Source organism: Pseudomonas sp. P7759 (assembly GCF_013386445.1).
In the GTDB taxonomy this organism is placed as follows: domain Bacteria; phylum Pseudomonadota; class Gammaproteobacteria; order Pseudomonadales; family Pseudomonadaceae; genus Aquipseudomonas; species Aquipseudomonas azotoformans_A.
In genome coordinates this window covers 40,295-62,351 of the sequence record NZ_JACART010000007.1, presented here as the reverse complement: position 1 = coordinate 62,351, position 22,057 = coordinate 40,295, and the positions used below count along the sequence as shown (strand labels likewise).

Here is a 22,057-nt window from a genome sequence, read left to right as displayed (position 1 = left end):
CGAGCGGGGCATGCTAGCACAGCACCTGCTTCTATTCAGGGAGCCATCTAGATCGAAACGGTATATGAATATGCCCCCAGGTTTGGCCCTCAAATTGGGTTGGGACAATCGATGAACAGATGCTCCAGGGCAAAGCGCCGCGCCAGGTAATCGCCCAGGGCCTGTACGCCGTAGCGTTCGGTGGCGTGGTGGCCGGCGGCGATGAAGCTGATGTCGTTTTCGCGGGCGCTGTGAAAAGTTTGCTCGGAGGCTTCGCCGCTCAGGTACAGGTCGACGCCGGCGGCGATCGCCTGATCGATGTAGCCCTGCCCACCGCCGGTGCACCAGCCGACACGGCGGATCATGTCGCTGCCTTCGATCAGCAGCGGTTCGCGGCCCATGACTTCCTGCACACGGCGCGCGAAATCACGGGGCGACAAGGGCTCGGCGAGGGAGCCGACCAGGCCGACGATCTTGGGGTTGCTCGGGTCCAGCGGGCCTTCGACGGTGATGTCGAGTTGACGGGCGAGTTGCACGTTGTTGCCGACGTCGGGGTGCAGGTCCAACGGCAGGTGGTAGGCCAACAGGCTGATGTCGTGCTTGAGCAGGGTCTTGAGGCGACGCTGCTTCATGCCGGTGATGCAGGGGTTTTCGCCTTTCCAGAAGTAGCCGTGGTGCACCAGGATCAAATCGGCCTGGGCTTCGACGGCCGCGTCCAGCAGGGCTTGGCTTGCGGTCACGCCACTGACGATGCGCATCACTTGCGGGCGGCCTTCGACCTGCAGGCCATTGGGGCAATAATCGGCAATTTTGGCACTGCCGAGGTAGCGGTCCGCTTCCTCGACGAGGGTGGTAAGGGGGACGGCCATAAAAGACTCCTAAATATCCCGTTCGCAGGCGTCACAGCCTCGTATAATGCGCGACATTATGGGCGCTCTCTCGCCCCCTGCAACCTGTCAGGACTTACTTGATGCTCAAGGCGCTGCGTTTTTTTGGATGGCCATTGTTGGCTGGCGTGCTGATCGCGATGCTGATTATTCAGCGTTACCCCGAGCTGGTGGGCCTGCCCAGCCTGGATGTGAACCTGCAACAGGCGCCACAGACCAGCGCGGTGGTGCAAGGCCCGGTGACCTATGCCGACGCGGTCACCATCGCCGCCCCGGCGGTGGTCAACCTGTACACGACCAAGGTCATCAACAAACCGGCGCACCCGCTGTTTGAAGACCCGCAGTTTCGCCGCTATTTCGGTGACAACGGGCCCAAGCAGCGGCGCATGGAGTCCAGCCTGGGTTCCGGGGTGATCATGAGCCCCGAAGGCTACATCCTCACCAACAACCACGTGACCACCGGCGCCGACCAGATTGTAGTGGCCCTGCGCGACGGTCGCGAAACCCTGGCCCGCGTGGTGGGCAGCGACCCGGAAACCGACCTCGCAGTCCTGAAGATCGACCTCAAGAGCCTGCCTTCGATCACCCTCGGTCGTTCCGACGGTTTGCGCGTCGGTGATGTGGCACTGGCCATCGGCAACCCGTTCGGCGTGGGCCAGACTGTGACCATGGGCATCATCAGCGCCACCGGGCGTAACCAGCTGGGCCTTAACAGCTACGAAGATTTCATCCAGACCGACGCCGCGATCAACCCGGGCAACTCCGGCGGTGCGCTGGTGGATGCCAATGGCAACCTGACCGGTATCAACACGGCGATTTTCTCCAAGTCCGGCGGCTCCCAGGGCATCGGCTTTGCGATCCCGGTGAAGCTGGCGATGGAAGTGATGAAGTCGATCATCGAGCACGGCCAGGTAATCCGCGGCTGGTTGGGGATTGAAGTGCAACCGTTGACCAAGGAGCTGGCCGAGTCGTTTGGCTTGACCGGACGCCCAGGCATCGTGGTCGCTGGGATCTTCCGCGACGGCCCGGCGCAGAAAGCCGGCCTGCAACTGGGGGATGTGATCCTCAGCATCAATGGCGAACCGGCGGGTGATGGCCGTAAGTCGATGAACCAGGTAGCGCGGATCAAGCCGACCGACAAGGTGGCGATCCAGGTGATGCGCAATGGTAAGGAGATCAAGTTGCTGGCGGAAATCGGTTTGCGTCCGCCGCCGGCGCCGGTCAAAGAAGAGGAGTAAAACGCCTCGTCCTGGTGCCCGTTCGTGGGCACCTGTAAGTTGATGTTTCAAAGCAATCCATTCTCATTGGTCATGTTATATTGTTTCAATATCGCTATTGGAACGCTCTATCATGCCGTCTCGAAGAATCGCCCCCTTGGCTGGACTGGCCTTGGGTTTGCTGCTCGACCCCGCCTACGCCGAAGACAACACCCTGGAACTCGACACCATCAGCGTCACCACCGGCGCCTATGAGTCCGCCACCGGCCCCGTCAAAGGCTATCGCGCCACCCGCTCGGCCAGCGCGACAAAGACCGACACCGCGATTCGTGACATCCCGCAATCTATCAGCGTAATTCCCGCCACGGTGCTCAAAGACCTGGGCAGCACCAACGTGGAACGCGCCCTGGAATTTGCCGGTGGCGTGTCCAAGCAGAACAACTTCGGTGGCCTGACCCTCTACGAATACAGCGTGCGCGGCTTCACCACGTCGGAGTTCTATCAGGACGGCTTCAGCGCCAACCGTGGCTACCCGAGCACACCGGACGCGGCGAACATCGAACGCATCGAAGTGCTCAAGGGCCCCGCCGCCAGCCTGTACGGGCGTGGCGATCCGGGCGGCACGGTGAACATCGTCACCAAGAAGCCCCAGCCTGAAGCGTTCACCACTCTGCAAACCAGCGCCGGCAGTTGGGACCGTTATCGCACCGCCGTGGACGTCAACACCCCGTTGGACAGCGAAGGCAAGGTGCTGACCCGAGTCAACCTGGCGGTGGAAGACAACCACAGCTTCCGCGACCACGTGCAGAGCAAGCGGGTATTCGTCGCGCCTTCGTTCAGTTGGCAACTGGACCCGGACACCAGCCTGCTGGTGGAAAGCGAATTCGTGCGCCACAGCTCCACTTTCGACCGTGGCATCGTCGACGCTCCCGACGTATCCCGCTCCACCTTCCTCGGCGAGCCCAACGATGGCGATATCGACAACCACAACAACCGCCTTCAGGCGACCCTCGAACACCACCTCAACGACGCCTGGAAACTGCGCCTGGCCAGCCACTACAAGCAAGGCAGCCTCTGGGGTGACGCCTCGGAAAACCGCGCACTGAACGCCGACGGCCATACGATCAACCGCCGCTACCGCGAACGCTCAATGGGCTGGCACGACAGCATTACCCAGCTGGAGCTGCGCGGCCTGTTCGACATCGGCAGCTGGCAACACGAACTGCTGGTCGGCACCGAATACGAGGACTACCGCAAGAAGGAGCGCGTGACCGCTATCGCCGGCAGCCCGTACGCCATCGATATCTACCGCCCGGTCTACGGCCAGCCCAAACCCAGCGGCGCGCGCTCCGGCACCGACTTCTTCGAACAGACCAAAAGCCACGCGCTGAACCTGCAGGACCAGATCATCTTCACCGACCGCCTGCGCGGTATGGTCGGTGCGCGCTTCGAGCATTTCGAGCAGAGCATCGACGACTTCACCCGCAACCACGCCAAGAGCAAGCAGACCCACGACGCCTTTACCCAACGCGCCGGCCTGCTCTATCAGCTCACACCGCAGGTTGGGCTGTTCGCCAACGCCTCCACATCGTTCAAGCCCAACAGCGGCCTGGACGCCAACAACAAGTCCTTCAAGCCAGAAGAAGGCGTGGGCTATGAAGTGGGGATCAAGAGCGAGCTGTTCGACGATCGCCTCAGCGCCACCCTCGCCGCGTTCCATATCGAAAAGGAAAATGTGCTGACCCTGGACCCGGCCACCAACCTCAACCGCGCCGTGGGCAAGGCGCGCAGCCAGGGTTTTGACCTGCAACTGACCGGGCAAGTGAGCGATGCCGTACGGGTGATTGGCGCGTTTGCCTATATTGATGCTGAAGTGACCAAAGGCGAGAAAGCGATTCCGGCCGGCAGCCGCATCCTTGGCGTGGCCAAGCGCAGCGGCAGTCTTTTGGGCGTGTATGAGTTTCAGGATGGCGCGTTGCGCGGCTCGGACCTGGGCGCGGCGTTCACGTATGTGGGCGATCGTTCCGGTGAGGCCGGCACGCAGTTTGAGCTGCCGGCCTATCACACGGTCGATCTGCTGGCGCATTACAAGGCCACGGAGAACGTCACCGTGGGCCTGAACCTCAACAACCTGTTTGATGAGAAGTACTACGAGCGGTCCTACAGCAACTATTGGATCAACCCCGGTGAGCCGCGCAATCTCACGGTCAGCCTGACCCTCAACCTGTAATGCGGTAAAAACTGTGGGAGCGGGCTTGCTCGCGAATGCGGTGCTTCAGTCACTGATTACTTGACTGATCCACCGCATTCGCGAGCAAGCCCGCTCCCACAGTTTGATCTTCACTGGGTTCGGCTACAGCGTTGTCGGCGCCCGCTCGCACAAGGTATTGAGCGCCTTCGCCCACCGCGGATCATCATTCAGACACGGCACCAGCACCAATTCCTCGCCCCCGGCTTCGCGGAACTGCTCCAACCCGCGATCGCCGATTTCCTCCAGCGTTTCGATGCAGTCGGCAACGAACGCCGGGCACATCACCAGCAGCTTTTTCACGCCTTGCTGGGCCAGGGTTTCCAGGCGCGCTTCGGTGTAGGGTTCGATCCATTTGGCCCGGCCCAGGCGCGATTGGAAGGCCACTGACCATTTATCCTCCGGCAGGCCCATGCGCGCGGCGAAATCCCGCGCGACGCTGAAGCACTGCCCGCGATAACAGGTGGCGCGCACTTCGGGGGGCGCGTTCACGCAGCAATCGGTGGCGCCATCAAAGGTATGCCCAGGGTTGAGTTTTTGCAGATGGCGTTCCGGCAGGCCATGGAAGCTGAACATCAGATGATCGTAGTCCTGCTGCAAATGCGGCTTGGCACTGGCCACCAGGGCGTCGAGGTATTCGGGTTGATCGTAGAACGGTTGCAGGGTGGCGAATTGCAGGTCGAGTTTTTTCTCTCGCACCACACGCCGTGCTTCTTCCACCACCGTGGTCACGGTGCTGTCAGCAAACTGCGGGTAAAGCGGCGCCAGGGTGACCTTGCGGATGCCTTGGGCAGCAAGGCGCGTCAGCACGCTTTCAATGGACGGCTCGCCGTAGCGCATCGCCAACTCCACCGGGCCTTGGGTCCACTGCGAAGTCATCTGCTGCTGCAAACGGCGGCTGAGTACCACCAACGGCGAACCTTCATCCCACCAGATGGACGCGTAGGCGTGAGCCGACTGCTCAGGGCGCTTGATCAGGATCAGCGACACCAGCAAGCGTCGCACCGGCCACGGCAGGTCGATCACATAAGGGTCCATCAGGAACTGATTGAGGTAACTGCGCACATCGGCCACCGAAGTGGACTTTGGCGAGCCCAGGTTGACCAGTAACAACGTGTGATCCGTCATGCAACATCCTATCTCTAGAGGCGGCTGGACAAGTCATCCAAGGCCGCACGCAACTCAGTGAACTGGAAAGTGAAACCAGCGGCCAGCAAGCGCTCGGGCACCGCCTTCTGCCCACCCAGCAACAGGCCGGACAACTCGCCCAGGCCCACCTTCAATGCAAAGGCCGGCATCGGCATGAACGCCGGACGGTGCAATACCTGGCCCAGGGTTTTCGCAAACTCGCGATTGCGCACCGGGTGTGGCGCGCAGGCATTATAAGGACCACGGGCATCCGGCTTGTGCAGAAGAAAATCAATCAGGGCGATTTGATCTTGGATATGCACCCACGGCATCCACTGCCGACCATTGCCAATCGGCCCGCCCAGCGCCAGTTTGAAGGGCAGTAACAGCCGCGACAAAAAGCCGCCCTCGGCTGCCAGCACCAGGCCGGTCCGCACCAACACCACGCGAATGCCCAAGGCTTCGGCGCGCTGAGCGGTTTCTTCCCAGGCAATGCACAGCTGACTGGGGAAATCGTCCTGCACCGGGCCGCTGGCTTCGGTCAATTCCCGCTCACCGCCGTCGCCGTACCAGCCGACCGCTGAACCGGAAATCAACACCGCTGGTTTTTGCTCCAGACTTTCAAGCCATGCCAGCAAGGTTTCAGTCAGGCTGATGCGACTGCTCCACAACAACGCCTTGCGCTTGTGGGTCCAGGGGCGATCAGCAATGGGCGCGCCGGCCAGGTTAATGACCGCATCCACCGGGCCGATCACCTGTTGCAGGTGTTCGACGCCTGCGACTTGAGCGCCGCATCGCTTGGCGACCTGTTCCGGCTGACGACTCCACACGGTCAGCCGATGCCCCTGCGCAAGCCAGTGTTGGCAGAGTTGGCGGCCGATCAGGCCAGTACCGCCGGTCAGCAAAATGTGCATGGGATCTTCCTCATGTAACGTTCGCCGCCCCTCACTGGTCTATTTTATAAGCAGCGAGCGTAACGTTGGATTAAGCCTCTGCTTTAACAATAGGTCACGCCGTAAGAACAGGTAAGCCAAAACTTATACCAAAAAACAATATTGTACAGCTATTGGTGTCGGCGTAGTCTGTACCCAACGGTAAAACGAGGCCTCCCATGACTGTTCCCATCGCGATCATCGGCACCGGCATCGCCGGTCTCTCCGCCGCCCGTGCGTTACGAGACGCGGGGCACGTTGTACAACTCTTCGATAAGAGCCGCGGCAGTGGTGGCCGCATGTCCAGCAAGCGCAGCGATGCCGGTTCCCTGGACATGGGCGCACAATACTTCACCGCACGCGACCGGCGCTTCGTCAACGAAGTGCAACGCTGGCAAAGCAATGGCTGGGCCGAGCAATGGAAACCCCAGCTGTACAACTTCAAGTCTGGCAAGCTGACGCCCTCCCCCGATGAACAGATCCGCTGGGTCGGCACGCCGCGCATGAGCGCGATCACCCGCGCCCTGCTCGACGACCTGCCGGTGGCGTTCGGTTGCCGCATCACCGAGGTGTTCCAGGGCAAGCAACACTGGAACCTGCTGGATGCCGACGGCGAAAACCACGGCCCATTCAGCCACGTGATCATCGCCACCCCAGCGCCCCAGGCCACCGCCCTGCTGGCCGCCGCGCCCAAGCTGGCCAGTGCTGCCGCCGGCGTGAAAATGGACCCGACCTGGGCCATCGCCCTGGCGTTCGACAAGCCCCTGGATACGCCGATGGAGGGCTGTTTCGTGCAAGACAGTCCCCTTGATTGGCTCGCGCGCAACCGCAGCAAACCGGGACGCGACACCCACCTCGACACCTGGGTATTGCACGCCACCAGCACGTGGAGCAAGGCCCACCTGGACCTGCCCAAGGAGGCGGTGATCGAGCACCTGCACGGCGCCTTCGCCGAATTGCTGCACAGCGCCATGCCCGCGCCGTCGTTCAGCCTGGCGCACCGCTGGCTCTATGCGCGACCGTCCAGCAGCCACGAATTCGGCGTGCTCGCCGATGCCGACCTGGGCTTGTACGTGTGTGGCGACTGGTGCCTATCGGGCCGGGTCGAAGGGGCATGGCTCAGTGGCCAGGAAGCCGCGCGACGCTTGATCGAACACCTGCAATGAACCGCATCAATCCGGCTAAATTGCTGCTGTCGAAATGGACAGCAGCTCGTCCTCGCAACAAAGAAAAACACTTCTTGGTCACCGAATTGTTTCGGGATGAAGAGGGCGTGGTGCTGGAAATCGAGCTGCAAGCCGTCATGACCCGACGCGCCGAACGCTTCACCTGGCAAACCCTGCAAAATGCCGACGCCTGGAAAATCGGCTGGAAATAGCCGACCCGCAAAAACTTGTACAAATAATTTGACTTGTACAGCATCGAATCTATGATGAGATTTAGTTGTACAAGATTTAAGCCTTGTACAGGAATCTTGCAGAGGTTCGTTTATGTCCAGCACCTCCAAACCAAAGATCGCCATCAGCGCCTGCCTCCTGGGCGAGAACGTGCGCTTCAACGGCGGCCATAAACAATCCCTGCTGTGCAGCCAGACCCTAGCCGACTATTTTGACTTTGTGCCGCTGTGCCCCGAGGTCGCTATCGGTCTGGGCATTCCCCGCGAACCGATCCGCCTGGTGGGTGACCCGGCCCACCCGCAAGCCGTCGGCACGGTACACCGCGAACTGAACGTCACCCAGCCACTGGACGATTACGGCCAGCAGATGGCGTCGCAACACACCGACCTGTGTGGCTATATCTTCATGCAGAAGTCGCCGTCGTGCGGCCTGGAACGGGTCAAGGTCTACCGTGACAACGGCACCCCGGTCGACGGCGGCGGGCGTGGTATCTATGCCCAAGCGTTTTGTGCGCGTCACCCCAACCTGCCGGTGGAAGAAGATGGTCGACTGAATGATCCGGTGCTGCGAGAAAACTTCCTCACCCGCGTATTCGTCTACGCCGACTGGCAACAGCTACTGGCTGAAGGCCTGACCCGCCACCGCCTGCTGGCCTTCCATTCACGCTACAAATACCTGTTGATGGCCCACAGCCCGGCGCACTACAAAAGCCTCGGCCACCTGCTGGGCAGCATGACCAAAGAGACCCACCTCGATGAGTTGGCCGCCTGTTACTTCAGCGACCTGATGACCGGCCTAAGCCAATGCGCCACCCGTGGCACCCACACCAATGTGCTGCAACACATCAGCGGTTACCTCAAACAAGTCATCAGTGCCGACGACAAGCAGGAAATGCAGACCGTTATCGGCCAGTACCGCCAAGGCATCGTGCCGCTGGTGGTGCCACTGACCCTGCTCAAGCACCACTTTCGCCAACACCCGGACCGCTACATCGCGCAGCAGGCCTACCTGCAACCGCACCCGGAAAACCTCAGCCTGCGAAATGCGATCTAGCCCATGAAAGCTGCCCTGCAAGACGAACCCGGCGAAGACATCGCCCAAGCCCTCGAAGACGGCTGGTTGCCGATCCGCGAGGTGGCGCGCCAGACCGGCGTCAACGCCGTGACCCTGCGCGCCTGGGAACGCCGTTATGGCCTGATCGTGCCGCAGCGCACGCCCAAGGGTCATCGGCTGTTCAGTGCCGAACATGTACAACGCATCCACACCATCCTCACCTGGCTCAATCGCGGTGTGCCGGTGAGCCAGGTCAAAGGCCTGATCGACTCAGCACTCAGCGTTCCCGACGCCGTGGAAAACGAATGGCACACCTTGCGCCAGACCCTGGTGCAGGCCATCAGCGAATTGGCCGAGCGCCGGGTGGATGACGCCTTCAACCAAGCCATGGCGCTATACCCGCCGCGCACACTGTGCGAGCAACTGCTGCTGCCATTGCTGCAGGAGTTGGAACAACGCTGGCAAGGTCAGTTCGGCGCGCAGATGGAGCGGGTGTTTTTCCTGTCCTGGCTGCGCAGCAAGTTTGGTGCGCGCATCTATCACAACAATCGCCAGTTGCATGGCGCGCCGCTGCTGCTGGTGAATCAATCCGACCTGCCCTTGGAGCCGCACCTGTGGCTCAGCGCCTGGCTCGCCAGCAGCGCCGATTGCCCGGTGGAAGTGTTCGACTGGCCGCTGCCTGCCGGTGAGCTGGCCCTTGCGGTGGAACACCTGCAACCGCGCGCGGTGCTGCTGTACTCGAGCAAGGCGCTCCACCTGTCGACTTTCGCAAAACTTCTGGCGGGTATCAGTTGCCCAAAATTGATGGTCGGACCAACGGTGTGCATCCACCAGGCCGAGTTGACCGTATTAACCCAGGACATCCCTGAATTGTTCGTCGCCGAAGATCCGTTGTCGGCCCACCAACTGCTGATCCAGCGTGGACTCGTTTAAATGCATTTGATCTGGCTGCGCACCGACCTGCGCCTACACGACAACACTGCCCTGGCCGCCGCGAGCCAGCGGGGTCCGATTGCGGCCGTGTACCTGATCACGCCGCAGCAATGGCTGGCCCACGATGACGCGCCGTGCAAAGTGGATTTCTGGCTGCGCAACCTGCAGGACCTGAGCAAGACGCTGGGCGCGCTGAATATTCCCCTGCTGATCCGCACCGCCGCCACGTGGGACGACGTGCCTGAAGCACTGAGCAAACTGTGCCGTGAACTGTCGGTGGAGTCGGTTCACGTCAACGAGGAATACGGCATCCACGAAAGCCGCCGGGACGCTGCCGTGTCCAAGGTCTTGGAAGCCGAGGACGTGACCTTTCACACCTACCTCGATCAACTGTTCTTCCAACCCGGCAGTGTGTTGACCAAGACCGGCACGTATTTCCAGGTGTTCAGCCAGTTCCGCAAGGTTTGCTACACGCGCCTGCACAGCGCTCTGCCGCGCACGGTCGCAGCACCAAAAGCCCAGGCACCGATCAAGCTCAAAAGCGATCCCGTGCCGAACACGGTCGATGGTTTCGAACCACCCAGCGAAGCACTGCGCGCCCTCTGGCCGGCCGGTGAAGACGAAGCCCGACGTCGCCTCGACGCCTTCGCCGACCAGCAAATCAGCTACTACAAGGACGAGCGCGACTTCCCCGCCAAGCCCGGCACCAGCCAGCTCTCCGCCTACCTTGCGGCGGGCGTGGTTTCGCCGCGCCAGTGCCTGCATGCCGCGCTGCAAACCAACGGCGGCGAGTTCGAAAGTGGCGACATGGGCGCCATCACCTGGATCAACGAACTGCTCTGGCGCGAGTTCTACAAGCATATCCTGGTGGGTTACCCACGGGTTTCCCGTCACCGCGCTTTCCGCCCCGAAACCGAAGCCGTGGCCTGGCGCAACGCGCCCAAGGACCTGGCTGCCTGGCAGGAAGCGCGCACCGGTTTGCCGATCATCGACGCCGCCATGCGCCAACTGCTGGAAACCGGCTGGATGCACAACCGCCTTCGCATGGTGGTGGCAATGTTCCTGACCAAGAACCTGCTGATCGACTGGCGCGAAGGCGAGCGCTTCTTCATGCGCCACCTGATCGATGGCGACCTGGCTGCCAATAACGGCGGCTGGCAGTGGAGCTCGTCCACCGGCACTGATTCGGCGCCGTACTTCCGGATTTTCAGCCCGTTGAGCCAGTCGGAGAAATTCGACAGCGAGGGCATTTTTATCAAGCACTGGCTGCCGGAGTTGGCCGCACTGAATAAAAAAGAAGTGCACAACCCCGAGGCCGTAGGCGGCTTGTTCGGGGTGGCCGACTACCCGCGTTCGATTGTCGACCTGAAAAAATCCCGCGAACGCGCCCTGGCCGCCTTCCGCAGCCTGCCTTCGCGCCAAGCCGTCGGGGGCGAACATGAGTGATTTCCTGCGCCGCTTCGCCCAGGCGTTCGCCACGCTGGACAAGCACAACCTGCATTTGCTCGACAACCTGTACAGCCAGGACATCGCCTTTGCCGACCCGCTGCACGAAGTCCATGGCCTGCCAGCCCTGCACCGCTACTTCGCAGAGCTGTACAGCAACGTCAGCCAACTGCGCTTCGACTTCCACGGCTTCGACCAAGTGGCCGAAGGCGAAGGTTACCTGCGCTGGAAAATGAGTTTCTGCCACCCGCGCCTGGCGGGCGGCAAGGTCATCCGCGTGGAAGGCTGCTCGCACCTGATGTGGCGTGACAAGGTGTACCGCCATCGAGATTACTTCGATGCCGGCGCCCTGCTGTACGAACACTTGCCCGTACTGGGCAGCGTCATCAGTTGGCTGAAAAGGAGAATGGGATGAGCAGCACAGTGCCCCGCCGTTATTGGCTGACCGGCGCCAGCAGTGGCATCGGTGCCGCGCTGGCCGTGGAGTTGCTCAACAGCGGCGCCCATGTAGCGCTGAGCTCCCGCACCAAAGGGCCTTTGGAAGCGCTCGCGCAGCGTTATCCCGGCCAAGTGCTGGTAGTCGCGGGCGATCTGACCAACAGCCAGACCGTGCGCGAGATCGGCGAGCATATCGGTGTGGTCTGGGGTTCGCTGGACACCGTGATCCTCAATGCCGGCACCTGTGAGTACGTGGACGCGCGGCAGTTTGATTCATCGATCATCGAGCACGTGGTGCGCACCAACCTGCTGGCGAGCAGTTATTGCATCGAAGCCGCGTTGCCACTGTTGCGCGCAGGGCACACGCCACATCTGGTGGGTGTCGCCAGCGCCGTGACTTACCTGCCGATGCCCCGCGCCGAAGCCTACGGCGCGTCGAAGGCCGGCCTGCGCTACCTGTTCGAATCCTTGCGCATCAGCCTGGCGTCGGAAAATATCGACGTCACCGTGATCAGCCCCGGGTTTGTCGACACGCCGCTGACCGAGCGCAATGACTTCCCCATGCCACTCAGTTGGCCGGCGGACAAGGCTGCGAAACATATCTTCAACAAGCTGGAGAAGCGTCCGCTGGAGATTGCCTTTCCCGCGCTGTTCATCGCCGCCCTGTGGCCGCTGTCGAAACTGCCGAACCGCGCACAATTAGCCATCGGCAAGCGCATGTTGCGCAGCCCACCGCCGAAGAAGGACGACCTGTGAAGATCGCCATCATCGGCAGCGGCATTGCAGGGCTGACCAGCGCCTACCTGCTCAGCCGCCAGCATGAGATCACGCTGTTCGAAGCGGGCGACCGCATCGGCGGACATACCCACACGGTCAACGTGACTGTCGAGGGTAAAAGCTACGCGGTGGACACAGGCTTCATCGTGTTCAACGACTGGACCTACCCCAACTTCATTCGCCTGCTGGGGCAGATCGGGGTGACGTTCAAACCCACCGAGATGAGCTTTTCGGTGTGCGACGAGCACACCCGGTTCGAATACAACGGCAATAACCTCAACAGCTTGTTTGCCCAGCGTCGCAATATTTTGTCGCCGGGGTTCTGGGGCATGTTGCGTGACATCCTGCGCTTCAATCGCCAGGCGCCGCTCGACCTGCAGGAACAGCGCATCAGCGCCGAGATGACCCTAGGCGACTATCTCGACGCCAACGGTTACGGCGAGCGGTTTATCCGCCACTACATCGTGCCGATGGGCGCGGCGATCTGGTCGATGTCCCTGGCCGACATGCTGGGCTTCCCCTTGCAGTTCTTCGTGCGCTTCTTCAAGAACCACGGCTTGCTGTCGGTGAGCAACCGCCCGCAATGGTGCGTGATCGAGGGAGGCTCCAGCCGTTACATCGAACCGTTGACCCACAGCTTTCGTGAACAGATCCGCCTCAATTGCCCTGTGCATAACGTCGAGCGCAGCGACAACGGCGTGGTTATCCACAGCCCGGCCGGCAGTGAGGCATTCGATCGCGTGGTCTTCGCCTGTCACAGCGACCAAGCCCTGGCGTTATTGGCCGACCCGAGCCAGGCCGAACAAGACATCCTCGGTGCCCTGCCCTACGCCGACAACGACGTGGTGCTGCACACCGACACGCGCCTGCTGCCCGACCGCAAACTGGCCTGGGCCAGCTGGAACTACCGGCTGAGCGGCACGGCGCAGAAGCAGGCGGCCGTGACTTATGACATGAACATCCTGCAAGGCATCGACAGCGCCACCACCTTTTGCGTCAGCCTCAACCAGACATCAGTAATCAACCCACTGAAGGTGCTTGCCCGCTACACCTACGCCCACCCGCAATACAGCTTGGCGGCGGTGGCCGCCCAAGGGCGTCGGGAAGAAATTTCGGGCGTACGCAATACCTTTTATTGCGGCGCCTATTGGGCCAGCGGCTTCCACGAAGACGGCGTGGTCAGTGCCCTGCACGTGGCCCAAGCCTTTGGGGAAACCCTGTGAACAGCGCCCTGTACAGCGGCTGGATTGCTCATCGCCGGTTTGCGCCCAAGGCCCATGCCTTTCACTACCGCATCGGCTTGCTGTACCTGGATTTGAGCGAGGAACACGAAGTGCTCGGGCTTTCGCCCCTGGCCGGGCGTAGCCGCCTGGCGCCCTTCGGTTTTCGCCAGCAGGACTACCTGCGTGAATTGACGCGCACCGGCATCAGCTTGAGCGATGCCGTGCGCCAGGAAGTCGGCAAGGCACTGGGGCGAACACCCCAGGGCGTTATCTGCCTACTGACCCAGGCCCGCAGCTGGGGCCTGGCTTTTAATCCCGTGAGTTTCTTCTACTGCTTCGAGGCCGACGGACGTCTAGCCGCGATCCTGTGTGAAGTGACCAACACCCCGTGGCGCGAGCGTTATCACTACGTGCTGCCGGCCCAGGCTTTGGGCGCGGATGAGCACCAGCATTTCGCGGTGGCCAAGGCCTTCCATGTGTCGCCGTTCTTGCCGCGGGACCTGGAATACCGCATGAGCTTCAGCCCGCCCGCCGCCAGACTCGGCGTGCATATGGCCGATTGGCAGGGCGAACTGAAAGTCTTCGATGCGACCTTGAGCCTGCAAAAAGAAACGCTCAACCGTGCCAGCCTGCACCGCTACCTATGGCGTTTTCCCTGGATGACCGCCAAGACCTGCCTCGCGATCTACTGGCAGGCCCTGCGCCTGCTGCTCAAACGCACACCGATTTTTTCCCATCAGGCTGCCGATGGCGCCTCTCGCACCGCAGTCGGGTATACCAAGGATCGCCGCCATGAAATCCCCTAGCTTATCGGTCAAGACCCATCGCCTGAACGTCAACGGCATGACCGCCGCGCTGCTGCGCAAGGCCGTGCTGCGTCAACTCAGCCAATTGCGCCATGGTCAGTTGGTGGTGATCGAGGACGGCGAGCGCCAGGTCTTCGGCGCCCGGGAAGCGCACCTGTTGGGCGAAATCCAGATCCTTGATTCGGCGGTGTGGGGCCTGGTGGCGGCCAACGGTTCCATTGGTGCCGGCGAAGCATTTATCCACGGTTACTGGAGCAGCCCAGACCTGACGGCGGTGGTGCGCGTGATGGTCAGCAACCTCGATGTGCTCGACGCGATGGAAGGTGGCCTGGCACGCCTGGCCCGTCCGTTCACCCAGGGCCTGCACTGGCTCAATCGCAATACACGCAAGGGCTCGCAGAAAAACATCGCCGCCCACTACGACCTGGGCAATGACCTGTTCGAAGAATTCCTCGACCCGACCATGATGTACTCGGCGGCGCAATTCCTGACCGCCGACGACACTTTGGAGCAGGCGCAACTGAACAAGCTGGAGCGCATCTGCCAGAAGCTGGCGCTCAAGCCGAGCGACCACTTGCTGGAGATCGGCACGGGCTGGGGCAGCATGGCGCTGTATGCCGCGCAGCATTATGGCTGCAAGGTCACCACCACGACCTTGTCCAAGGAGCAGTTTGCCTACACCGAAAAACGCATCGCAGCCCTGGGCTTGCAGGACCAGGTCACGCTGCTGTTGCAGGATTACCGCGACCTTACTGGCCAGTACGACAAGCTGGTGTCCATCGAAATGATCGAGGCGGTGGGCCATCGCTTCCTGCCGACCTACTTCAAACAGTGCGCGCACCTGCTCAAGAGCGATGGCCTGATGTTGCTGCAAGCCATCACCATTCGTGACCAACGCTACGAGCAAGCCAAAACCAACGTCGACTTTATCCAACGCTACATCTTTCCGGGCGGCGCCCTGCCCTGTGTGCAAAAGATGTTGCAGATCGTCAGCCGCGACACCGACATGAACCTGCTGCACATGGAAGATTTTGGCCTGCACTACGCGCGAACCTTGCGCCTGTGGCATGAGAACTTTCGCCGCGCACACGGCCGCCTTGCAGAACTGGGCTACGACGAATACTTCCTGCGGCTGTGGGAGTTTTACCTGTGCTACTGCGAAGGTGGCTTTATGGAGCGCACCATCGGCACCGCGCAATTGCTGCTGGCCAAGCCGTCCGCGATCAACCCGCCGCTACTCGGACGCTTCAGTGCTTAAGACGCTGGCCAACGCCGTGCTGTTTCAGTGCGGTTGGTTTGCGTGTGTGCTGGGTGGCGACAGTTTGTGGCTTCTCGTTGGGCTGGCTGCGCTGGCGATTCACCTGCTGTGGATAAGTTCGTGGGCTGAGGACGGCAGGTTGATCCTGGGCGTGACCTTATTGGGCACGTTGATAGATACGTTGTTACGCACCGTGGGGTTTTTCCAGTTCAGCGAGCCTGGGCCGTTGATTCCGCTGTGGTTGATAATGCTCTGGGCGTTATTGGCGACCACGCTGCGTCATTGCCTGGCCTGGAGCACTCAGCCTTGGTGGCGTGCGGCTTTACTGGGCGCCGTTGGCGGTCCGATGTCTTACTACGCCGGCAGTCAACTTGCCGGGGTGAGCTTCGGTTATTCCTTGGGGGCGAGCCTGGTCGCATTGGCGCTACTGTGGGCTTTGCTCTTTATCCTGCTCGCAAACGCTGCTACAAAAAACTGAAGCCGGTCGGCTTTTACTTGCAGCTTGCCGCTCAAAGCTTGAAGCTGCCGCCATGTCCAACATCCCCCACACCCAAATCACAGAACCCGCCGTCACCTGCTCGACGTGCGCGGCCTGCTGCTGCCAGCTGGAAGTCATGCTGATCACCGACACCGGTGTGCCGGAACGCTATATCGATACCGATGACTGGGGCGGCGAAGTGATGTTGCGCCTGGACGACGGCTGGTGCGCGGCGCTGGATCGGGACACGATGATGTGCACGATCTACGAGCGACGGCCGCTGATCTGCCGGGAGTTCGAGATGGGGGCGCCGGAGTGCTTGGAGGAGCGGCAGGGGATTGCGACGGCCTATCGCTGATCCCTTGGCTTTTGTAGTGAGCGGGCTTGCCCCGCGAGAGGCAAGCTCGCTCACCACAGTTCTTTTTGGGGGTTACAGCGGTAGGGTGTAGTGCACCGAGTAACTCTCTACCCCATCGTTGTTGCTGCTGATGCCCGCGTTGGAATAATGCGTGGCACGTATGCCCACTTCATGCCCACCCGCGAAGCGCAGGCCGAAACCCAAACGGTCTTCGAACTGGAAAGCCTGGCCGATGTTGTTGTCTTCCACTTTGGTGCGCGAGAACACCGCCACGCCAATCCCCGCTTCGATGTACGGCTTGACCTTCTCCCCGGCAAACTCATACACAAACACCGGCGAGAACGACAGGCTGCTGACGCTGGCGCGCTTGTCACCGTCCCAATAGGTGTAGGCGCCGCTCCAGTAGCCGGTCAGTCGACCGGTATCGCTCTGCCACCAGCTTTTGTCCCAGTCCGATGTCAGCCCCAGCCGATAGGTCATGGTCGAATCGCTGGTGCTCCCCACACCGAACTCCAGGCCAGCGGCCTGTGCCGAAACAGAGTGCCCCACTACAGCGGCTGCAATCGCGGCCAAACAGAACAAGCGCTTCATAAGAAACATCCTTTCCAAACGAAGTTATAGGATTTTTACAGGCAATCTCGCTATAGAAGCTGGCGTGTAGTCAGAAGTTCCAGCTTATAACGCCGGTATTTCACGAATTTTTCACGAAGCGAAGCTTCGCACAACGCCCGGATATTTCCATAGTGTCGGTAGGATATTTCTTAGGTGATACACATCGCCGCTGGTCCAGAACTGCGCGGGTTCAGGATTGCCGTCGGCCAGCAGGTCGCGCTCGCCCAGCAGACGCTTGAGCTGGCGGGCCACGGCAGCGCCGGTGTCGATGAGGATGATGCTGGGAGGCAGCATCTGCGCCAGGAGTGGCTTGAGGAAAGGATAGTGGGTGCAACCAAGAATGATGGTGTCGCAGCCGGCGCTGAGCAGCGGTTCGATGTAACCCTGCAACATCTGGCGCAGGGCTGGGCTGTTCAGGTCACCGCTTTCAATCAGTTCAACCAGGCCCGGGCAGGGCTGGGTGATGACCTTCACATCGGTGGCGAAACGGTCGAGCAAAGCGGCGAACTTTGCGCTTTGCAGCGTGCCGGTGGTGGCAAGCACCCCGACGACGCCACTGCGAGTAGCGGCGGCTGCGGGCTTGACGGCGGGCTCCATGCCCACCAACGGCCAATCAGGAAAATCCAGGCGCAAGTCGGCAACAGCGGCGACAGTGGCGGTATTACAGGCAATCACGAACGCCTTGGCGCCCTGCTCCCGGAAAAACGCCGCCACCCGCCGCGAACGCTCAAGGATAAATGCCGGGCTTTTCTCACCGTAGGGGATGTGCCCGCAATCGGCCACGTACAGCAGTGATTCGTGGGGCAACAGCTGCTGGATTTCGTCCAGCACCGTCAACCCGCCGATACCGGAATCGAACACACCGATTGGCGCGCCCTTAACCATGTTGCGTCCCGCACACGCTGCAACCGGGGTCACGTTTGACGCGTAACTCGCGAAAACGCGTGGTCAGGGCATCGATCAGCAACAAACGGCCCACCAGGGGCTCACCGAAACCGGCCAGCAGTTTCAAGGCTTCCAACGCTTGCAGGCTACCGACCAGCCCCACCAGCGGGCCGACCACGCCGGCTTCGCTGCAGGTGAGTTCGGTATCGCTGCCGTGCCCATATAAACAGTGGTAGCACGGGCTCTCGGCGCGGCGCGGGTCGAACACCGACAGTTGCCCTTCAAGGCGAATGGCGGCACCGCTGATCAACGGTTTGCCGGCCGCGACGCAAGCCGCGTTGACCGCTTCGCGGGTGGAGAAGTTGTCACTGCAATCAAGCACCACGTCCACCGCTTCGACCGCTGCTGCCAGTGTGTCGGCATCCAGCGCGGTGCGGTGGGCGATCAGTTTGATCTCGGGGTTGATGGCCGTCAGGCGGCGCAGGGCCGAATCGACCTTGGTCTGCCCCACGCTGTCGGTGTCATGGATGATCTGGCGTTGCAGGTTGGTCAGGTCGACGGTGTCGAAGTCCGCCAGATGCAATTCGCCCACGCCCGCCGCCGCCAGGTACAGCGCAACGGGCGCGCCCAGGCCACCGAGGCCGACGATCAAGGCCCGGCCATGTTTCAGGCGCAATTGGCCGTCGATGTCGACATGCTGCAACAGAATCTGTCGGCTATAGCGCAACAGCTCCTGATCGGTCAGCACGGCCGGCGTCCCAGGGTGATGCGTTCATGGCCACCGAGGTCGATACGGCTGTGCACGTCTTCGAAACCTTCACTCAACAGCAGGTCGCGCACAGCCGGGGCCTGATCGTAACCATGCTCCAGCAACAGCCGGCCACCGGCATTCAGGTGCGGCGGGGCTTGTTTGATGATCAGGCGCAAATCGTCCAACCCGTCATGGCCGGCCACCAAAGCACTGGCCGGTTCGAAGCGCACATCACCCGCTACCAGGTGCGGATCGTTGGCGGCGATGTACGGCGGGTTGCTGATGATCAGGTCATAGGCATGACCTTGCAGCGCACTGAACCAATGGCTGTTCAACACAGTGGCGTTATTGAGGTGCAACCGCTGACGGTTGCGCTCGGCCAGGGCCACGGCTTCCAACACACGGTCGACGGCGGTGACTTGCCAGGCCGGGCGTTCGCTGGCCAAGGCCAAGGCGATGGCGCCACTGCCGGTGCCCAGGTCGAGGACCTTGGCGGGCGTGGCCGGTAACAATTCCAGGGCGGCTTCCACCAGCAATTCAGTGTCCGGGCGCGGGATCAGCGTGTGGGGCGCGACCTCCAGGTCCAGCTTCCAGAAACCTTGCTGGCCGAGGATGTACGCCACTGGCTCACCGCCGCGACGGCGTTGCAGGTAACCGGCAAACGCCAGCGCGTGCTCGCTGCTGACGATTTTCTCGGGCCAGGTGTGCAGGTAGCTGCGGGACTTACCCAGGGCCGCCGCCAGCAACAATTCGGCATCCAGGCGCGCGGTAGGCGAGTCGGGAAGGTCGGCGGCGCGCAGCAGGCTGGCGATGATGGTCATTTATTCACCTATCGCTGCGAGTTGATCCGCCTGGTATTCGGCGAGCAACGGCTCGATCACGGCGTCTACGCCACCGGCGAGAATCTCGTCCAGGGAGTAAAGCGTCAGGTTGACCCGGTGGTCGGTGACCCGGCCCTGGGCAAAGTTGTAGGTACGGATGCGCTCGGAGCGGTCGCCCGAGCCCACCAACAGCTTGCGTTCGCTGGCAATCGCGTTGGCGGCGGCGCTGGTCTGCTGGTCGTTGAGTTTGGCCGACAGCCAGGACATCGCCCGCGCACGGTTCTTGTGCTGGGAGCGTTCTTCCTGGCATTCCACCACGATGCCCGACGGCAAGTGAGTGATGCGGATGGCGGAGTCGGTCTTGTTGACGTGCTGACCGCCAGCGCCCGACGAGCGGTAGGTGTCGACGCGCAAGTCGGCCGGGTTGATCTCGATGGCTTCCTGCTCATCCGGCTCGGGCAGCACGGCCACGGTGCAGGCGGATGTGTGGATTCGGCCCTGGGACTCGGTCGCCGGTACGCGCTGTACGCGGTGCGCACCCGACTCGAACTTGAGCTTGCCGTAGACGTTGTCACCCTCAACCCGCGCGATGACCTCTTTATAGCCGCCGTGCTCGCCTTCGTTCTCGGAGAGGATTTCTACCCGCCAACCGCGACGCTCGGCATACCGCGAATACATGCGGAACAGGTCACCAGAGAAAATCGCCGCCTCGTCACCGCCGGTGCCGGCCCGGATTTCAAGGAATACGTTGCGCCCGTCATTCGGGTCTTTAGGCAACAGCATGCGTTGCAGGTCGCCCTCCAACGCGATCAGCTTGTCCTTGGCTTCGCGGACTTCTTCCACGGCCATTTCGCGCATGTCCGGGTCGCTATCCTTGAGCAGTGCCTGGGCGCCTTCGAGGTCGGCCTGGGTTTTAAGCCACTGCCCATAGGTGGTCACAATCGGCTCAACTTCCGCGTATTCCTTGGAATACGTACGGAACTTGGCCTGATCAGAGATGACTTCGCCATCACCAAGCAAGGCGGTCAGTTCTTCGAAACGGTCCTGGAGCACGTCCAGTTTATTGAGCAGTGACGCTTTCATTGCGGTTTTTTATCCGAAGAGCTGTCTGACGCGCCCTCACCGAGGGCAAAGAGTTCCTGGGCCATGGCCAGCGCATCGAGGCGGCCTTCGGCGGTAAGCTTTTTTAATTGTACGCTGGGTGCGTGGAGCAATTTGTTGGTGAGACCGCGCGCCAGTTGCATCAACACTTCTTCGGCGCTGCTGCCGTTGGCCAGCAAACGCTGGGCCTTGATCAGTTCCTCGTCGCGCAGGCGTTCACCCTGCTGACGATACGCCTTGAGCACATCCACCGCCGCCAATTCACGCAGGCGCACCATGAAGTCTTCGGCGCCGGTGCTGACCATCTCTTCGGCGGCCTGGGCGGCGCCCTGGCGGCTCTTGAGGTTTTCGGCGACCACTTCGTGCAGATCGTCGACGCTATAGAGGTAAACGTCGTCCAACTCGCCGACTTCGGGTTCGATATCCCGAGGAACGGCGATATCCACCATAAAGATGGGTTTGTGTTTGCGCAGCTTCAATGCGCTCTCGACCGCCCCCTTGCCAAGAATCGGCAACTGGCTGGCGGTGGAGCTGATGACGATATCGCTGCGCACCAGTTCGGCCGGGATATCCGCCAGCAACACGGCATGCGCGCCGAACTGCTCGGCAAGGATGCTCGCACGCTCCAGGGTGCGGTTGGCGACAACAATGCGCTTTACGCCCAGGTCATGCAGGTGACGGGCGACCAGGGTGATGGTCTCCCCGGCGCCGATCAGCAGGGCCTGGCTGCGCTGCAAGTCACTGAAAATCTGTTTGGCCAGGCTGACGGCAGCAAACGCCACGGACACCGGGTTTTCACCAATGGCCGTATCGGTGCGCACTTGCTTGGCGGAATTGAACGTCGCCTGGAACAGCCGGCCCAGCAGCGGTCCGACGGTGCCAGCCTCACGCGCCACGGCGTAGGCGGACTTCATCTGGCCAAGAATCTGCGGTTCACCCAACACCAGCGAATCGAGACCGGACGCCACACGCATCATGTGACGAACTGCCGCATCCTCTTCGTGCACGTAAGCGCTCGCGCGCAGGTCGTCGAGGTCCAAATGATGGTAATCGGCGAGCCAGCGCAGTACGACATCCGCTGAAAGATGTTCCTGCTCTATATAAAGCTCGCTGCGATTGCAGGTCGAAAGGATCGCAGCTTCGCGACTGTCGGTGAGCCGGCAGAGCTGCTGCAGGGCCTCAACCAACTGCTCTGGCGTAAACGCCACGCGCTCGCGCACGTCTACGGAGGCAGTCTTGTGGTTAATACCGAGTGCGAGGAAGGCCATTCAATATCGCTGATGATGTCGGGAAGCCGACAATTGTCCTACTTCGAAAGATTCAGAACAA

General features: G+C 61.5%; 23 protein-coding genes. 14 read left to right on the top strand and 9 right to left on the bottom strand.

Annotated elements, in window-relative coordinates; translation table 11 throughout:
• Nucleotides 1-89: 89 nt before the first annotated feature.
• Complete coding sequence (locus HX823_RS08995) at nt 90-848, bottom strand: Nif3-like dinuclear metal center hexameric protein (protein ID WP_033896983.1); 759 nt, start codon at nt 846-848, stop codon at nt 90-92.
• A gap of 101 nt (nt 849-949) precedes the next feature.
• Here HX823_RS08995 and algW point away from each other — a divergent pair, with 101 nt between their 5' ends.
• Together algW and HX823_RS08985 are read left to right on the top strand one after the other, a co-directional pair.
• Nucleotides 950-2,104: a Do family serine endopeptidase AlgW gene (gene algW, locus HX823_RS08990; protein ID WP_028618771.1), complete on the top strand. Its 1,155-nt coding sequence runs from the start codon at nt 950-952 to the stop codon at nt 2,102-2,104.
• Between the two features lie 112 nt (nt 2,105-2,216).
• Entirely contained in the window at nt 2,217-4,313 is a 2,097-nt protein-coding gene (locus tag HX823_RS08985; protein ID WP_177074691.1) for a TonB-dependent siderophore receptor, read from the top strand.
• Between the two features lie 123 nt (nt 4,314-4,436).
• Here the strand turns inward: HX823_RS08985 and hemH are convergent, their stop codons facing one another.
• Both hemH and HX823_RS08975 read right to left on the bottom strand, forming a co-directional pair.
• Entirely contained in the window at nt 4,437-5,459 is a 1,023-nt protein-coding gene (gene hemH, locus HX823_RS08980) for a ferrochelatase (protein ID WP_177074690.1), read from the bottom strand.
• Between the two features lie 14 nt (nt 5,460-5,473).
• Nucleotides 5,474-6,373, bottom strand: a complete 900-nt coding sequence (locus tag HX823_RS08975; RefSeq protein ID WP_133074802.1) for a TIGR01777 family oxidoreductase — start codon at nt 6,371-6,373, stop codon at nt 5,474-5,476.
• Nucleotides 6,374-6,570: 197 nt separating this feature from the next.
• Here HX823_RS08975 and HX823_RS08970 point away from each other — a divergent pair, with 197 nt between their 5' ends.
• The 12 genes from HX823_RS08970 to HX823_RS08915 all read left to right on the top strand — a co-directional run bounded on the left by HX823_RS08970 (nt 6,571) and on the right by HX823_RS08915 (nt 16,558).
• Nucleotides 6,571-7,557 (top strand): NAD(P)/FAD-dependent oxidoreductase, encoded by a 987-nt coding sequence (locus HX823_RS08970; RefSeq protein ID WP_177074689.1) that lies wholly within the window; start codon nt 6,571-6,573, stop codon nt 7,555-7,557.
• Nucleotides 7,554-7,769, top strand: coding sequence for a TIGR02450 family Trp-rich protein (locus tag HX823_RS08965; protein ID WP_177074688.1), 216 nt, complete (start codon nt 7,554-7,556; stop codon nt 7,767-7,769). Before HX823_RS08970 ends, HX823_RS08965 begins: the two co-directional genes overlap by 4 nt.
• A 112-nt stretch (nt 7,770-7,881) precedes the next feature.
• Nucleotides 7,882-8,841, top strand: coding sequence for a DUF523 and DUF1722 domain-containing protein (locus tag HX823_RS08960; protein WP_038845745.1), 960 nt, complete (start codon nt 7,882-7,884; stop codon nt 8,839-8,841).
• Between the two features lie 3 nt (nt 8,842-8,844).
• On the top strand, nt 8,845-9,774 hold the full coding sequence (locus HX823_RS08955; protein WP_038845747.1) for a MerR family transcriptional regulator: 930 nt from the start codon (nt 8,845-8,847) through the stop codon (nt 9,772-9,774).
• Nucleotides 9,775-11,220 (top strand): deoxyribodipyrimidine photo-lyase, encoded by a 1,446-nt coding sequence (gene phrB / locus HX823_RS08950; RefSeq protein ID WP_177074687.1) that lies wholly within the window; start codon nt 9,775-9,777, stop codon nt 11,218-11,220.
• Nucleotides 11,213-11,635, top strand: a complete 423-nt coding sequence (locus HX823_RS08945) for a nuclear transport factor 2 family protein (protein WP_038845752.1) — start codon at nt 11,213-11,215, stop codon at nt 11,633-11,635. Before phrB ends, HX823_RS08945 begins: the two co-directional genes overlap by 8 nt.
• Nucleotides 11,632-12,414: an SDR family oxidoreductase gene (locus tag HX823_RS08940; protein WP_177002325.1), complete on the top strand. Its 783-nt coding sequence runs from the start codon at nt 11,632-11,634 to the stop codon at nt 12,412-12,414. The genes HX823_RS08945 and HX823_RS08940 overlap by 4 nt, the downstream gene beginning before the upstream one ends.
• Nucleotides 12,411-13,658, top strand: a complete 1,248-nt coding sequence (locus HX823_RS08935; protein WP_177074686.1) for an FAD-dependent oxidoreductase — start codon at nt 12,411-12,413, stop codon at nt 13,656-13,658. The genes HX823_RS08940 and HX823_RS08935 overlap by 4 nt, the downstream gene beginning before the upstream one ends.
• Nucleotides 13,655-14,464: a DUF1365 domain-containing protein gene (locus tag HX823_RS08930; RefSeq protein WP_177074685.1), complete on the top strand. Its 810-nt coding sequence runs from the start codon at nt 13,655-13,657 to the stop codon at nt 14,462-14,464. The genes HX823_RS08935 and HX823_RS08930 overlap by 4 nt, the downstream gene beginning before the upstream one ends.
• Nucleotides 14,451-15,722, top strand: a complete 1,272-nt coding sequence (locus HX823_RS08925) for a cyclopropane-fatty-acyl-phospholipid synthase family protein (RefSeq protein ID WP_038845762.1) — start codon at nt 14,451-14,453, stop codon at nt 15,720-15,722. The genes HX823_RS08930 and HX823_RS08925 overlap by 14 nt, the downstream gene beginning before the upstream one ends.
• Nucleotides 15,715-16,200 (top strand): DUF2878 domain-containing protein, encoded by a 486-nt coding sequence (locus tag HX823_RS08920; protein WP_177074684.1) that lies wholly within the window; start codon nt 15,715-15,717, stop codon nt 16,198-16,200. Before HX823_RS08925 ends, HX823_RS08920 begins: the two co-directional genes overlap by 8 nt.
• A gap of 52 nt (nt 16,201-16,252) precedes the next feature.
• Complete coding sequence (locus HX823_RS08915; protein ID WP_177074683.1) at nt 16,253-16,558, top strand: YkgJ family cysteine cluster protein; 306 nt, start codon at nt 16,253-16,255, stop codon at nt 16,556-16,558.
• Nucleotides 16,559-16,630: 72 nt separating this feature from the next.
• Here the strand turns inward: HX823_RS08915 and HX823_RS08910 are convergent, their stop codons facing one another.
• The 6 genes from HX823_RS08910 to hemA all read right to left on the bottom strand — a co-directional run bounded on the left by HX823_RS08910 (nt 16,631) and on the right by hemA (nt 21,996).
• Nucleotides 16,631-17,149 carry an acyloxyacyl hydrolase gene (locus HX823_RS08910; RefSeq protein ID WP_038842863.1) on the bottom strand — a complete coding sequence of 173 codons (519 nt, stop codon included), beginning with the start codon at nt 17,147-17,149 and terminating at the stop codon, nt 16,631-16,633.
• A 111-nt stretch (nt 17,150-17,260) separates the two neighbouring features.
• Nucleotides 17,261-18,055 (bottom strand): glutamate racemase, encoded by a 795-nt coding sequence (gene murI / locus HX823_RS08905; protein WP_177074682.1) that lies wholly within the window; start codon nt 18,053-18,055, stop codon nt 17,261-17,263.
• Nucleotides 18,048-18,803 carry a molybdopterin-synthase adenylyltransferase MoeB gene (locus tag HX823_RS08900; RefSeq protein WP_038842856.1) on the bottom strand — a complete coding sequence of 252 codons (756 nt, stop codon included), beginning with the start codon at nt 18,801-18,803 and terminating at the stop codon, nt 18,048-18,050. The genes murI and HX823_RS08900 overlap by 8 nt, the downstream gene beginning before the upstream one ends.
• Entirely contained in the window at nt 18,797-19,627 is an 831-nt protein-coding gene (gene prmC, locus HX823_RS08895; RefSeq protein WP_177074681.1) for a peptide chain release factor N(5)-glutamine methyltransferase, read from the bottom strand. Before prmC ends, HX823_RS08900 begins: the two co-directional genes overlap by 7 nt.
• Entirely contained in the window at nt 19,628-20,710 is a 1,083-nt protein-coding gene (prfA, locus tag HX823_RS08890) for a peptide chain release factor 1 (RefSeq protein ID WP_033896958.1), read from the bottom strand.
• Nucleotides 20,707-21,996 (bottom strand): glutamyl-tRNA reductase, encoded by a 1,290-nt coding sequence (gene hemA / locus HX823_RS08885; protein ID WP_033896957.1) that lies wholly within the window; start codon nt 21,994-21,996, stop codon nt 20,707-20,709. The genes prfA and hemA overlap by 4 nt, the downstream gene beginning before the upstream one ends.
• Nucleotides 21,997-22,057: the final 61 nt, after the last annotated feature.

Coding starts and splice junctions, on each gene's coding strand:
- HX823_RS08995 (WP_033896983.1), bottom strand. CDS start 848: ATGGCCGTCCCCCTTACCACCCTCGTCGAGGAAGCGGACCGCTACCTC.
- algW (WP_028618771.1), top strand. CDS start 950: ATGCTCAAGGCGCTGCGTTTTTTTGGATGGCCATTGTTGGCTGGCGTG.
- HX823_RS08985 (WP_177074691.1), top strand. CDS start 2,217: ATGCCGTCTCGAAGAATCGCCCCCTTGGCTGGACTGGCCTTGGGTTTG.
- hemH (WP_177074690.1), bottom strand. CDS start 5,459: ATGACGGATCACACGTTGTTACTGGTCAACCTGGGCTCGCCAAAGTCC.
- HX823_RS08975 (WP_133074802.1), bottom strand. CDS start 6,373: ATGCACATTTTGCTGACCGGCGGTACTGGCCTGATCGGCCGCCAACTC.
- HX823_RS08970 (WP_177074689.1), top strand. CDS start 6,571: ATGACTGTTCCCATCGCGATCATCGGCACCGGCATCGCCGGTCTCTCC.
- HX823_RS08965 (WP_177074688.1), top strand. CDS start 7,554: ATGAACCGCATCAATCCGGCTAAATTGCTGCTGTCGAAATGGACAGCA.
- HX823_RS08960 (WP_038845745.1), top strand. CDS start 7,882: ATGTCCAGCACCTCCAAACCAAAGATCGCCATCAGCGCCTGCCTCCTG.
- HX823_RS08955 (WP_038845747.1), top strand. CDS start 8,845: ATGAAAGCTGCCCTGCAAGACGAACCCGGCGAAGACATCGCCCAAGCC.
- phrB (WP_177074687.1), top strand. CDS start 9,775: ATGCATTTGATCTGGCTGCGCACCGACCTGCGCCTACACGACAACACT.
- HX823_RS08945 (WP_038845752.1), top strand. CDS start 11,213: ATGAGTGATTTCCTGCGCCGCTTCGCCCAGGCGTTCGCCACGCTGGAC.
- HX823_RS08940 (WP_177002325.1), top strand. CDS start 11,632: ATGAGCAGCACAGTGCCCCGCCGTTATTGGCTGACCGGCGCCAGCAGT.
- HX823_RS08925 (WP_038845762.1), top strand. CDS start 14,451: ATGAAATCCCCTAGCTTATCGGTCAAGACCCATCGCCTGAACGTCAAC.
- HX823_RS08915 (WP_177074683.1), top strand. CDS start 16,253: ATGTCCAACATCCCCCACACCCAAATCACAGAACCCGCCGTCACCTGC.
- HX823_RS08910 (WP_038842863.1), bottom strand. CDS start 17,149: ATGAAGCGCTTGTTCTGTTTGGCCGCGATTGCAGCCGCTGTAGTGGGG.
- murI (WP_177074682.1), bottom strand. CDS start 18,055: ATGGTTAAGGGCGCGCCAATCGGTGTGTTCGATTCCGGTATCGGCGGG.
- prmC (WP_177074681.1), bottom strand. CDS start 19,627: ATGACCATCATCGCCAGCCTGCTGCGCGCCGCCGACCTTCCCGACTCG.
- prfA (WP_033896958.1), bottom strand. CDS start 20,710: ATGAAAGCGTCACTGCTCAATAAACTGGACGTGCTCCAGGACCGTTTC.
- hemA (WP_033896957.1), bottom strand. CDS start 21,996: ATGGCCTTCCTCGCACTCGGTATTAACCACAAGACTGCCTCCGTAGAC.